Source organism: Bacillus spizizenii TU-B-10, from assembly GCF_000227465.1.
GTDB lineage: Bacteria > Bacillota > Bacilli > Bacillales > Bacillaceae > Bacillus > Bacillus spizizenii.
The window spans coordinates 3736892-3749509 of sequence record NC_016047.1; the positions used below are offsets into that span (position 1 = coordinate 3736892).

A 12618-nucleotide genomic window follows, 5' to 3' on the forward strand; every position below is an offset into this window, starting at 1 on the left:
GCGCTTTTCCCATGATTTTTCTTTTATGTAAAAGTAACAGGTCGTGCATACAAACAGACCGGCAAGCACTGTAATCATAAGGGGTGTCATCGCTTCATCACCTGCCCGCCGTTTATCGGCTCCTGTCTGAACATGCCCATGAATTTGCGGCGGTCTACCCAAAGCAGGATGAGACACATGACCATTAATATCGTGCTAAGATCCTGCACGCCAATATCAAAACAATAGTTAATCAAGACGATGTTCACAATAATCGGCATAAAAACAACTGCCCCTAATGCAGATGTTCGCGGAATCAGTAATAAAACAGCTGCAACGATTTCGCCGAAACCTATAAACAGTTCGTAAACATGAGAATAACCGAAAAATGTCCACGCAATTGTAAACCCCTTCCCAGCAACTGCCTCGATTTCAGGCGTCACCTCGCCAAACTGGCCTATTACCACTTTCGCCAGGCCGTACACGAAAAAATTAAAAGCTAAAAACAATCGGAACGTCATCGGAATCGATTTACTTACCGCTCTCCTCAGCCTGCCGCCTTTATTCATAACGCATCCTCCCCTAATGTGTATTAATTGGATTAGTACACTTAATACAGTATGAAATAATCTAATAATTGTCAATTCCCTTTTCTGCTCATATGGACAGCTTCTTTTATAGATATAAAGACTTATATCGTAAAAATGACATTTTCCATTCTTTACATCCCTCGATAACATTCCCTAAAAAACCATGTTAGGAAATCTTACATGAAAATGTTTTATCATTCTTTTTTCTCTATAATGAAGAAATATAATAATTCTGAAAGATACGGAGGAATGAGACATGCAAATGGGCGATACAGTTTTTATGTTCTTTTGCGCTTTACTCGTGTGGCTGATGACCCCGGGATTAGCGTTATTTTATGGAGGAATGGTAAAAAGCAAAAATGTGCTGAGCACTGCAATGCACAGTTTTTCTTCTATTGCCATCGTTTCCATCGTTTGGGTGCTGTTCGGATATACACTTGCCTTCGCACCAGGCAATTCGATCATTGGCGGACTGGAGTGGGCCGGTCTGAAAGGGGTCGGATTTGATCCCGGAGATTACAGCGATACCATTCCTCACTCATTATTTATGATGTTCCAAATGACGTTCGCTGTTCTGACTACAGCCATTATTTCCGGGGCTTTCGCAGAACGGATGCGATTCGGTGCTTTTCTTTTATTCTCGGTTTTATGGGTTTCTTTGGTTTACACACCGGTTGCTCACTGGGTGTGGGGCGGCGGCTGGATCGGCCAGCTTGGCGCGCTCGATTTCGCCGGCGGCAACGTTGTTCATATTTCCTCCGGGGTGGCAGGACTTGTTCTCGCTATTGTGCTCGGTAAACGGAAAGACGGTACAGCGTCTTCCCCGCACAACCTCATTTACACCTTCTTAGGAGGGGCTTTGATTTGGTTCGGCTGGTTCGGTTTTAACGTTGGCAGCGCCCTGACCTTAGATGGTGTGGCCATGTTCGCTTTCATCAACACAAACACTGCCGCAGCAGCCGGGATTGCCGGCTGGATCTTAGTAGAATGGATCATTAACAAAAAACCAACGATGCTCGGAGCGGTATCTGGCGCAATCGCCGGACTTGTCGCAATTACGCCTGCTGCCGGATTTGTCACACCTTTCGCTTCCATCATTATCGGCATCATTGGCGGAGCGGTTTGTTTCTGGGGCGTATTCTCGCTTAAAAAGAAATTCGGATACGATGACGCGCTCGACGCCTTTGGACTGCACGGCATCGGCGGCACATGGGGCGGGATCGCAACAGGATTATTCGCGACAACCTCTGTTAATTCAGCGGGCGCGGACGGATTATTCTACGGTGATGCAAGCTTAATCTGGAAACAAATCGTAGCCATCGCCGCCACTTATGTTTTTGTATTTATTGTCACTTTCGTTATTATTAAGATTGTAGGCCTCTTCCTTCCCCTTCGCGCAACCGAAGAAGAAGAATCACTTGGGCTTGACTTAACGATGCACGGGGAAAAAGCATATCAAGATTCTATGTGAGGAGTGACGCTATGAGCGGTCAAATGTTCAAGGTAGAAATTGTAACGCGTCCGGCAAATTTTGAAAAGCTGAAGCAGGAACTCGGAAAAATCGGAGTCACCTCTCTGACCTTCTCTAATGTTCACGGCTGCGGCCTTCAAAAAGCACACACGGAGCTTTATAGAGGGGTAAAAATAGAAAGCAATGTATATGAGCGTTTAAAAATTGAAATTGTAGTCAGCAAGGTTCCTGTTGATCAAGTGACTGAGACCGCTAAAAGGGTTCTGAAAACGGGATCACCGGGTGACGGTAAAATATTTGTCTATGAAATCAGCAATACAATCAATATCCGCACCGGCGAGGAAGGACCTGAAGCACTGTAATCGTTTTGAAGAGATTCGGAATTCCGGATCTCTTTTTTTACGCATAGAAAAAACCCCCAGAAACACTGTCCCCCCTTCGAATTCTCTTCAAGCATCACGCATTTTGGCAAACTCTTTTTTGATTTGAAACTTTTTATGAGTATAATGAGTCTATTATTAAAAATGTAAAAGGTGATTATTTGAATTACGAAATCTTTAAAGCCATCCATGGACTATCTCATCACAATTCAGTTCTCGATTCTATTATGGTCTTCATAACGGAATATGCGATTGTCGCCTATGCCCTTATCCTATTGGCAATCTGGCTGTTCGGGAACACGCAAAGCAGAAAAAATGTGCTTTACGCGGGACTTACAGGAATTGCGGGTCTTGTCATCAACTTTTTGATTACACAAGTTTATTTCGAACCGCGCCCGTTCGTTGCGCACACCGTGCATACGCTGATTCCGCATGATGCGGATGCTTCATTTCCGAGTGACCACACTACAGGTGCGTTAGCGATTTCTATTGCGATGCTTTTCAGAAACCGCAAAATCGGCTGGCCGCTTGTCATTTTCGGGCTTTTGACAGGCTTTTCGAGAATTTGGGTAGGGCATCACTATCCGGTAGATGTATTGGGCAGCCTTGTTGTCGCCATCATTATCGGGTTCCTATTCTTTAGATTTTCAGATCTGCTTCGCCCATTCGTCGATTTGATTGTGAGAATCTATGAAGCCATCATCAATAAACTGACGAAAAAACCAACTGATCAAAATTTCTAGAAAAAACAAAAGCCGGCGTCTGAACCTAAGACAGCCGGCTTTCATATTTTTCGTACATTTCATGTTTTCTCCGCTTCACCAACACATATAAACCACAAAACAATACAATTCCAACAGTATCGATGAGCACATCCCGAATACATCCGTTCCTGCTGAAGAAGAGCTGAAGAACTTCTGTGAAAAAAGCAAACGCGAATGAGCCGGCCGCAGCTGATTTTATGCTGCCCCGCTGTTTCCACAGCAAATATGTCAGCACAAAGAAAGAAAACACGTGCCCGATTTTTTGGATAAACGCTACAGGTACAGTAAGCTCAGTAAAATCCATGTCTAAAAATTGAGACAGATCAGGGTGCGGCTGAAAATGAAAAGCCACCGTTTGCGATACGACCATGCCGCTGAAGCTTTCCGTACAAACAGAGAGCAGAATAAAAAAGATCCAACCCGCGAGCAATAGACGGTTCATGACATAACCTCCTTTATAACGAACGCCCTATGTGTAACTACATAGACGGTGAAACAAAGCAAAAAGTAACAGAAAAAAAACGCCCATCACACGGATAGACGTTTTCTACATTAAGACTGTTCAGTGTCTTCTGTTGTGCTGCTTTCTTTAGATCCAGATTTGTCAGTTGAATCATCCGTTTTCTCACCGGATTTTTCTTCTGTTCCTTTTTCAGGTGATCCATCCTTTTTCTCGGAAGATTGCTGAATGGATTCTTCTGTTTCTTCAGTGGCAGTTTTTTCTTCAGCTGCTGCTGCTTTTTCAATAGAAGAAACCGGCTTGTCCATAAAGTTCAGCGGGTTCATTGCGACTCCATCTTTACGGATTTCAAAATGTACGTGATTTCCGCTGTCTTCGCTGTAAAGGTTCTTGCCAGACTTTCCGATCACTTGGTTTTGTTTTACTTTGTCACCTTGCTCAACACTTACTTCAGAAAGAGATTGGTACACAGTTGATAATCCGTCGGCATGTTCTACTTCCACAACATATCCCAGCACCGGATCTTTTTCAGCTTTAACAACCGTACCGCTCAGAGAAGCAGAAACATCGAAATCTTTTCCGTCTTTCTCAGCTAAGTCAATTCCTTTGCTTAGGCTGTACGTGTTATTATAGGTAACGAGTGCTGCTTCTTTTTCTTCTTTTGCGGCATCGGTTTCATAGAACTTTTTCACAACAGAAACGTTTTCAGAATCAACAACCGGCATTGCGACATTTTCCATTGACTTTCCTACTTCAACTGCATCGTCGTTGTTGTCATACGCGGAGTTTCCGCCGTTATCAGCTAACTGATCCTTCACTTCATCGTTTGATACAGATTGATACCAAAGGACAGCTGTTAAAATGACGGCCGCACTGACTAAGTAAATTGCAGGGAACACCCAGCGTTTACGAAAAAACTGCTGAAGTTTTTTGACTTGAGAAGTTTTCTTTTCTTCCTCTCTCATTGTTTATCACCTCAGCAACATTCTGAACACTTTTCTGAAAATATATACACCTATCCAAAAAAACTTTTTTTTAGATGTAGTTTGCGCAGACTGATACGAAAATATGTCTTTTTTTTGAGAGGAGTGCCAAAAACGTATGAACATGACATTGCGTCTTGCTGAACATAAAGATCTGGAGGCTGTTGTTGCGATTTATAATTCAACGATTGCTTCTCGAATGGTAACAGCCGATACCGAACCGGTAACTCCTGAAGACCGGATGGAATGGTTTTTGGGCCATACAGAGGCACGTCCCCTCTATGTTGCCGAGGACGAAAACGGGAACGTCGCTGCCTGGATCAGCTTTGAAACATTTTACGGAAGGCCCGCCTATAATAAAACAGCGGAGGTCAGCATATACATTGACGAAGCATGCCGCGGCAAAGGCGTTGGATCGTATTTGCTTCAGGAAGCGCTCCGCATTGCGCCGGATCTTGGAATCCGCTCACTTATGGCCTTCATTTTCGGACATAATAAACCAAGCCTGAAGCTGTTTGAAAAGCACGGGTTTGCAGAATGGGGACTATTCCCCGGCATTGCCGAAATGGACGGCAAAAGATATGATTTAAAAATTTTAGGGAGAGAGCTGTCATGATTAGTCTGGATAAAGATGAAAACGAGATTGAAAATCATAATGAAGAAAATAGCCCCGCTGAGCAGGAGATTGAACCTGCAGAAAGTGAGAGCCGCCAGCTGAGTGCCTCTGCTGTCAAGTCGCTATCAGACATTGCCAAGTGGGGCAAAATTTCAGGCATTTTGCTGATCATTATGGGATCGCTGGTTACTCTGTCTACCTTAATGACAGTCATCGGCGCCATTCCGGGCGTACTGCTCATTATTTCGGGCGTCTTTCTGATGCGTTCAGCAAAAGCAGCCGCGGAAGCCGAAGGAAATCTTAGCGGCACCGCTGGCGAAAGCATGCTTGAGAATTACGGGACATTTATTAAAATGCAGCTGTTTTACGCAGCATCCAGTATCGTCACTGGCCTGATCGGAATCATTTTGGTCATTTTCGTGCTGGTGGTTATCGGCATTGCTGCTTTTGAAAACACCAATACGTATGAGGATCCGGATTCTTATTATTATGAGGATGATCCAGTTTTTGAATAAAGCCATTGAACAGTACCGGGCATGTGTTCCAGACAAAGCGGAACCATGCCTTTTTTATTTGTCTATTTTTCACCCTTTACCTCAATTTGACGGATATTTGCCAATCAAAGCAGGCAGGTGCAAACACTAAGTTCTTAAGCAAGCATACAATCTAATAAAACGACTTGGTCTTTTTTTTAGAAACAGCTTTCAAAAGTGGCACCTGCCATATCACTGCAGGATTGTCCCAATAAAAATAAAGGAGTGGGGCATTTGGAAAGTAACAGCATTTCGGAAAAAGTAAAAGTCATTGCTGAAATCGCAAACGCCCATCAAGGAAAAGAGGAGAACCTCAAAGCACTCATCAAGGCTGCTGCAGAAAGCGGAGCAGATGGTGTGAAATTTCAGTGGTTCAAGTATGACCGTATTGCAACACCGTGTTTTTTTGCTTATGAGTCATATATCGAGCTGTTTTTGAATGAAGATGTATGGAAAAATTGTGTCGCTTATGGAAAAAGACTTGGATTAGAAATTTGGGTGGATATTTTCGATTCATGGGGGGCAGGTCTCTTTTTGCACCTGCAGCATGACATTGATGGCATAAAGCTTCCAACAACCATCCTTCAATCCACGGAAATCATGAAAACGATCGGTATGACAGAGAAGCCTGTGCTCATCGGAGTTGGGGGATGGTATGAAGAAGAGATCGATCAGATGATGTCGCTTGTAAAACAACATATGGCAAATCAGCTCATTCTCATGCACGGATTTCAAGGGTATCCGACAAAATTAGAGGATATTAACCTAAAACGGATACAACATCTACAAAAAAGATACAAGGTTCAAATTGGATTTGCGGATCACATTGACGCAGATCATCCGCTTGCAGCCGATCTCCCTGTCTATGCATTTTTCTCAGGGGCAGCTGTTATTGAAAAACATATTACCCTACATCGGGCAGCTAAAGGGTTTGATTATTATTCTTCACTAGAGCCGAACGAATTCAAAGTGATGACGGAAAAGCTCCAGCAGGCCCAAATTGCAGATGGTTCAACTGAAGTAAAGGAATCCGAAAGAAAGTATTTGCATGATTCATCATTACGCGTAACAGCCAACCGGGATATAAAAAAAGGAGAAATCATTACACTGGATAAAACGAGCTACAAAAGATGCGGAAATGAGAATGCATTAATGCCCTTACAAGCCGAGGACGCTTTTCCTCAAGTAGCAACTGCTAATGTATCGTTAAACCAGCCAATTACACTCAACGAAATAAAAAGTCCAAGAATTGCGATTGCAGTGATATGCCGGCTAAAATCGACTCGTTTGCCGAAAAAAGCGCTGCTCCCTATTTACGGAATACCATCTGTTGAGCGCTGTTTAATCAATTGCCTGGCTGTCCCTGGTGTTCATGAAGTTGTATTGGCAACGTCAAATCTTCCTGAAGACGACCCGCTTGAAGCTTTCACTCTAAACGGAAAGGTCAGAATCGTGAGAGACGCCCCCGAAAATGTGGCAGAAAGAATGCTTGAAGCCGCAGCTTTAACAAAATCCGATATTATTATCCGTGTGACAGGTGATTGTCCAGCGGTTTCACCTGAAGTGCTTCAATATTTAATTGACCGGCACTTGCAAAAAGGAGCAGATTATACTCAGGAGCTTTCAAGTTCAGCAGGAATTTCCGGTAATGTCATTACTGTTGAAGCCCTTCAGCGGCTTGTGCAGCAGCCAAAACCGTTAACCCATACAGAATATCTTTCTTTTTATTTTTTAAACAACCCTTCCCTATTTTCCATCAATCAAGTCAGCCTGCCAGAAGAACTCCATTATCCATCTTGGCGTTTAACACTGGATGAACCTAAAGACTTAGAGTTGTTTGAACAAATATATCGAAACCTGGATGTCAAAAACGAACCGCTCTATTTCAGCCGGATAAGAGATTATTTATCAGAAAACCAACACGTTTCAAAAATAAATCAGGATGTGTCGACCAAATGGATCGATCAGACATCTCTAGTGAAGGAAATCAACAAAGCAACGCTGTTGCCATCGGAGAACAAATAATATCTTGCTAAAAAACGGTGCATGAGTTCGGGACCATTCCGAAACCGTGCATTTTATTACGACTGCCCACATCCCTAGTGTCTAAAAAAACACCCGATTGTCAGGCAAATCCCAACATTCCGGGTGCAGTTCTTATTTAATACATTTTCTTGCGTCTGTCTTCCTCAGTCAAAAATTCTACAAAACTTCGCATCGCAAACGGTTCTTCCTTAATCTGTCGCGTATAGGAGTCTTTTCTCTCTTCTGAAAGGATTTCGCTCTTTTTGATCCTGTTCAGCATATAGATGTGAACCGTTTTTTGGATTTGTTTATGCTGATAGCCTGCTTCTTTGAAAAATGCCAGCCCAAGCGCCGCCAAAAGGGCGAATATACCTGCGCTGATTAAGGACTCCCTGTCAGCTGAAGCGTGAAATAGAAAAGCAGCTAAATTAAAGAGAGAGAATGCAGCAAGCGGAATAGCAAGAAAACGGTAAATGACGGTTTTTTTCATGAAAGGCTGTACGGCCTTTTGAATTTTTTGCATTTCTGTTTTAATGAACCCCGGCATTTGTTCGACTCTGTAAAAGTTCATGTAATCCTCCCCCTTTATTTTGTTGCAAGGCTTCACGGACGTTATGATATGTGTTTATTTTAACGCAGGTGCAAGCTGGTTTTAAAGAAATCTGCCCGTATTTTTCACGAAGAATCTGGATCGCCGCTCTTTATTCTTTTAAAATGTGAGTGTTATAATTTGTAATGGGAATCAGATCGCTGTTAATCATGGAATACTAATGGCAATCTTCTTGATAAATATGAATGAGCGGGGTTACAAAGTGAGTATTTCTTCCATCCTTTTATCACTTTTTTTCATTTTGAATATTCTTTTGGCTATCATTGTCATTTTTAAAGAACGGCGCGATGCCAGCGCATCTTGGGCGTGGCTGCTTGTTCTTTTCTTTATTCCCGTTTTAGGCTTTATTTTATACTTATTATTCGGCCATAATCTCAGGCGTAAGCATTTGTTTCAATGGGAGGACCGAAAAAAGATCGGAATTGAAAAGCTGCTGAAGCATCAGCTTGAAGACTTAGAAAACAAGCAATTTCAGTTCAACAACCGGGCAACCTTTGATAACAAAGATTTAATATATATGCTTATCATGAATAATCATGCTGTGTTCACTGAGGATAATTCAGTTGACGTCATTACAGATGGACGGGATAAGTTTCAGCGGCTGCTGAATGACATTTCAAAGGCTAAAGATCATATCCACTTACAATATTATATTTATAAAGGTGATGAATTAGGCAAAAAATTACGGGACGCTCTCATCCAAAAAGCGAAAGAAGGCGTTCAGGTCAGGGTGCTTTATGATGAACTCGGGTCCAGAACGCTGCGAAAAAAGTTTTTTAAAGAGCTCCGCGAGGCCGGCGGGCATGTGGAGGTCTTTTTCCCTTCAAAACTCAGGCCAATTAACTTGCGGCTGAATTACCGGAACCACCGCAAGCTTGTCATCATAGACGGAATAATCGGTTATGTCGGAGGATTTAACGTCGGAGATGAGTATCTCGGGCTTAATCCGAAATTTGGTTATTGGCGTGATACGCATATCCGGCTCCAGGGGACGGCCGTGCATGCCATCCAGACGCGTTTCATCCTTGACTGGAACCAAGCTTCCCATCACCATACGCTGACATATATTCCGAATCACTTTCCTGATTACGGCCCAAAAGGCAACGTCGGGATGCAGATTGTCACAAGCGGACCGGATTCCGAATGGGAACAGATTAAAAATGGCTACATTAAAATGATTTCGAATGCCAAGCGTTCCATTTTGATTCAAACGCCTTATTTTATCCCGGACGCAAGCCTGCTGGATGCTTTGAGGATCGCGTGCCTATCGGGGGTTGACGTCAATATTATGATCCCGAACAAGCCTGATCATGCCTTTGTATACTGGGCGACACTTTCGTACATCGGCGATCTGCTGAAAGCCGGAGCCACTGTCTATATTTACGATAATGGCTTTATTCATGCGAAAACCATCGTGGTGGATGACGAAATCGCATCTGTCGGCACAGCGAATATCGATGTCCGAAGCTTCAGGCTGAATTTTGAGGTTAATGCATTTATTTACGATATCACCATTGCGAAAAAACTGGTTTCTACATTTAAAGAAGATTTGCTCGTATCCAGAAAATACACCTATGAAGAATACCTGCAGCGCCCCTTATGGATTCGAATTAAAGAATCCGTCTCGCGCCTGTTGTCGCCGATTTTATAAGATGTGCCAAAACCCCGGCCTTTATAGCCGGGGTTTTTCCTGTTGGTCACAGTAAATGATGATCGCCTCCCGCAAAAAAGCGGCAAGGCCTTCTCCATATTGATTGATTGCATTTGTAAATCGTTCGTCAGTGATATACACTTCTCCAAGCCCTCTGAAAATGTCGAGTGTGCAATCATAATGATATTGGCAAATATGATCACGAAACGCCCCCACAGCGGACTGAACCTCTGCATCATTGGGGCCGTGTACCATTCGTGCCGCAATTTGTCTGTAAATCGAATCAAATTCAGCCATGATCGCGCGCCAATCGTCCGCTGAGTATGCGGATGTCCTTTTCTCTGTTTCTTCTGCAATTTCCCTTCCATACAGCTTTCTGACTTCATCAGCGTATGTCTGCTGGTGCTCTTCAATGTCTTTCATGCTTAACCCGGCAAATAAATCCCGCTTATCCATATGTTCTCCTCCCTCAATAGATTGAAGCGTCCTGTCAACCGTTTGAATCATCTCTTCCATTCTTTGTTTTTTCTTCATCAACATATCCTTTTGCGACTGAAGTGCCGCTTTCCGGTCAAAATTCGGATGATCCAGCATCTCTTTAATATCATCCAGACGAAACCCAATTTCCCTAAAAAATAAAATCTGCTGGAGTCTTTCCAGATCTGCATCACTGTACAAACGATACCCTGCGTCAGTAAGCGCTGAAGGTTTCAGAAGCTGAATATCATCATAGTGATGAAGCGTCCGAATGCTGACACCAGCTATGTCCGCCACTTGTTTGACTTGGTATTTCATAAATAACACCTCCTCTTCTTCTATCGTAAACAATCACGCAGCGTCAGGGTCAATCCCAAAATGTTATTTTTTATATACAAAACTTCTCACAAATAGTGTATAAAAGAAAAGTGAGTATTTTTTTGTAAAGGGGAGCCAGTGTACATGAATCCTGAAACCATGAACAAAACCCTCATTAGCATTTCGAAATGGGGAAAAGCAACAGGCATTTTATTTATTATTATGGGCGCAATTACCGCGCTTTCAGGCGCGTTCTTTTTTCTAATCGGTGCCGTGCCGGGCGTACTGCAAATTATTTCCGGAATCTTTTTGATGCGTTCCGCTAAAGAAGCAGGGCAAATGGCTGAACACCATAGCGGACAGTCTGAGGACTTAATGCTGGAGAATTACGCGAAGTTTGTAAAGATGCAAGGGATTTATTTAATCGTAAGCATTGCTGTATCCATTCTTGCGATTATCGCCTTCTTCGTCTTCTTAATGCTTGGAATTGCTGACGGCCTTTTCAGCGATTATGATACGTACAACACTTATTAATGAGAAAAACCCGGAGGAAGCTCCGGGTTTTTTATTATTCCGCTTCGCTTACCACTGTGAAGCGTTCATTTTTGTGTGCAGGTTGTTCAAGCTCATCCAATACGGCAATGGCATAATCTGCATAGCTGATATAGCTGTCGCCTTTTGCATTTACGATGACATTGTCTTTTCCTTTTTGGTAAGAACCCGTCCGTTTTCCTGCCGGATCAAAAAATGCCGCAGGGCTGAGGAACGTCCAGGAAATGGAGTCTGTCTGCTGCAAATCTTTCAGGTTCTCCCCTTGATTTGATGCAGTCGGCAAATATTCTTTCGGGAATTCCGGTGTATCCATTAAACGGGTTGTTTTGGCTTCATCAACAAACAGGCTTCCTGCTCCGCCGACGACAAGCAATCTTGTGTTTTTCGCATTCTTTAAGATGCTGATTAGCGCTCTGCCTGCCTCAACATGAAGATGTTCCTGGCCAGGCGCTGCTCCAAAAGCGTTTACAACCGCATCGAAAGGCTTGATGTCTTCTGCAGTCAGTTCAAACACATCTTTCTCCAAAATCGCTATGTCCTGTTCCTGCACTTTTGAAGCGTTTCGGACGATGGCAGTCACTTCATGGCCTCTTGTTTTCGCTTCTTTCAAAATCTCGTTTCCTGCTTTTCCGCTTGCGCCGATAATTCCAATTCTCATTTTTCATTTCCTCCTTATTTGTAACAATTTTAGTTACATGTTAGCGGTGAGAAGTCATCTCTTTTGATTAAAAGAGATGATTCATAACATCTTTTAATGACTTGCTTGCCAGTTCATCTTCCATCGCTTTTTGCACACTTTCAAACGTTTCATCCAATGCGTTTTGAATTCTTTTCCCTACCGGACAGTTCGGATTCGGGTTTTCATGAATCGCAAAGAGTTCATCTTGCTTTTGGACAGCCCGATAGACTTCTAAAAGAGAAATATCAGCCGGATCTTTTTTGAGGCTTGCACCCGGCACCCCAGCGCGGGATGTGAGAATATCCGCTTTTTTCAGCATGCTGATCATTCTTCGCACGACAACCGGATTGGTGTTGACGCTGCCAGCGATGGTTTCTGAAGACTCTTTTTCATCCATCGAAATGAGGGATAAAATATGAATGGCAACAGCAAGACGGCTGTTAATCATGTTTTTCACCACCGTTGTAACTATAATAGTTACATTTGATTCGTTTGTCAACATCTAATATACACTAAATACGGGGTTCTTG

The 12618-nt window shown here is 43.0% G+C and carries 15 protein-coding genes; 8 read left to right on the top strand and 7 right to left on the bottom strand.

The genetic code is table 11. From position 1 onward, the window contains the following. Positions 1–86: 86 nt before the first annotated feature. The gene (locus GYO_RS40690; protein ID WP_014115464.1) at positions 87–548 is read right to left on the bottom strand and encodes a hypothetical protein; all 462 of its coding nucleotides are present in this window, start codon (positions 546–548) and stop codon (positions 87–89) included. Positions 549–825: 277 nt separating this feature from the next. Between GYO_RS40690 and amtB the strand changes: the two genes are divergently transcribed. From amtB to bcrC, 3 genes are all read left to right on the top strand, one after another. Continuing rightward, on the top strand, positions 826–2040 hold the full coding sequence (gene amtB / locus GYO_RS40695) for an ammonium transporter AmtB (protein WP_014115465.1): 1215 nt from the start codon (positions 826–828) through the stop codon (positions 2038–2040). An 11-nt stretch (positions 2041–2051) separates the two neighbouring features. Beyond that, the gene (locus GYO_RS40700; protein ID WP_003221829.1) at positions 2052–2402 is read left to right on the top strand and encodes a P-II family nitrogen regulator; all 351 of its coding nucleotides are present in this window, start codon (positions 2052–2054) and stop codon (positions 2400–2402) included. A gap of 179 nt (positions 2403–2581) precedes the next feature. Then, positions 2582–3163: an undecaprenyl-diphosphate phosphatase BcrC gene (bcrC, locus tag GYO_RS40705; RefSeq protein WP_014115466.1), complete on the top strand. Its 582-nt coding sequence runs from the start codon at positions 2582–2584 to the stop codon at positions 3161–3163. Between the two features lie 25 nt (positions 3164–3188). On the opposite strand, the gene GYO_RS40710 is transcribed toward bcrC, so the two are convergent. Both GYO_RS40710 and spoIIQ read right to left on the bottom strand, forming a co-directional pair. Next, complete coding sequence (locus tag GYO_RS40710; RefSeq protein ID WP_014115467.1) at positions 3189–3626, bottom strand: VanZ family protein; 438 nt, start codon at positions 3624–3626, stop codon at positions 3189–3191. Between the two features lie 110 nt (positions 3627–3736). Then, positions 3737–4609 (bottom strand): stage II sporulation protein SpoIIQ, encoded by an 873-nt coding sequence (gene spoIIQ / locus GYO_RS40715; RefSeq protein WP_014115468.1) that lies wholly within the window; start codon positions 4607–4609, stop codon positions 3737–3739. Positions 4610–4751: 142 nt separating this feature from the next. On the opposite strand from spoIIQ, the gene GYO_RS40720 reads away from it, so the two are divergent. From GYO_RS40720 to GYO_RS43570, 3 genes are all read left to right on the top strand, one after another. After that, the gene (locus GYO_RS40720) at positions 4752–5243 is read left to right on the top strand and encodes a GNAT family N-acetyltransferase (RefSeq protein WP_072181891.1); all 492 of its coding nucleotides are present in this window, start codon (positions 4752–4754) and stop codon (positions 5241–5243) included. After that, positions 5240–5758: a DUF5362 family protein gene (locus tag GYO_RS40725; protein WP_014115470.1), complete on the top strand. Its 519-nt coding sequence runs from the start codon at positions 5240–5242 to the stop codon at positions 5756–5758. Before GYO_RS40720 ends, GYO_RS40725 begins: the two co-directional genes overlap by 4 nt. A gap of 252 nt (positions 5759–6010) precedes the next feature. Next, positions 6011–7801 carry an N-acetylneuraminate synthase family protein gene (locus tag GYO_RS43570; protein ID WP_014115471.1) on the top strand — a complete coding sequence of 597 codons (1791 nt, stop codon included), beginning with the start codon at positions 6011–6013 and terminating at the stop codon, positions 7799–7801. Positions 7802–7937: 136 nt separating this feature from the next. Here GYO_RS43570 and GYO_RS40735 read toward each other — a convergent pair whose 3' ends face one another. Further along, on the bottom strand, positions 7938–8372 hold the full coding sequence (locus GYO_RS40735; RefSeq protein ID WP_014115472.1) for a DUF5392 family protein: 435 nt from the start codon (positions 8370–8372) through the stop codon (positions 7938–7940). 241 nt (positions 8373–8613) lie between these two features. Here GYO_RS40735 and cls point away from each other — a divergent pair, with 241 nt between their 5' ends. After that, on the top strand, positions 8614–10062 hold the full coding sequence (gene cls, locus GYO_RS40740) for a cardiolipin synthase (RefSeq protein ID WP_014115473.1): 1449 nt from the start codon (positions 8614–8616) through the stop codon (positions 10060–10062). A gap of 21 nt (positions 10063–10083) precedes the next feature. Here the strand turns inward: cls and GYO_RS40745 are convergent, their stop codons facing one another. After that, positions 10084–10857, bottom strand: coding sequence for a MerR family transcriptional regulator (locus GYO_RS40745; RefSeq protein ID WP_014115474.1), 774 nt, complete (start codon positions 10855–10857; stop codon positions 10084–10086). A 144-nt stretch (positions 10858–11001) separates the two neighbouring features. Here GYO_RS40745 and GYO_RS40750 point away from each other — a divergent pair, with 144 nt between their 5' ends. Beyond that, positions 11002–11391, top strand: coding sequence for a DUF5362 family protein (locus GYO_RS40750; RefSeq protein ID WP_014115475.1), 390 nt, complete (start codon positions 11002–11004; stop codon positions 11389–11391). 34 nt (positions 11392–11425) lie between these two features. Here the strand turns inward: GYO_RS40750 and GYO_RS40755 are convergent, their stop codons facing one another. Both GYO_RS40755 and GYO_RS40760 read right to left on the bottom strand, forming a co-directional pair. Further along, positions 11426–12067 (bottom strand): NAD(P)-dependent oxidoreductase, encoded by a 642-nt coding sequence (locus GYO_RS40755; RefSeq protein WP_014115476.1) that lies wholly within the window; start codon positions 12065–12067, stop codon positions 11426–11428. A gap of 67 nt (positions 12068–12134) precedes the next feature. Further along, positions 12135–12536 (bottom strand): Rrf2 family transcriptional regulator, encoded by a 402-nt coding sequence (locus GYO_RS40760; protein WP_014115477.1) that lies wholly within the window; start codon positions 12534–12536, stop codon positions 12135–12137. Positions 12537–12618 lie beyond the last annotated feature (82 nt).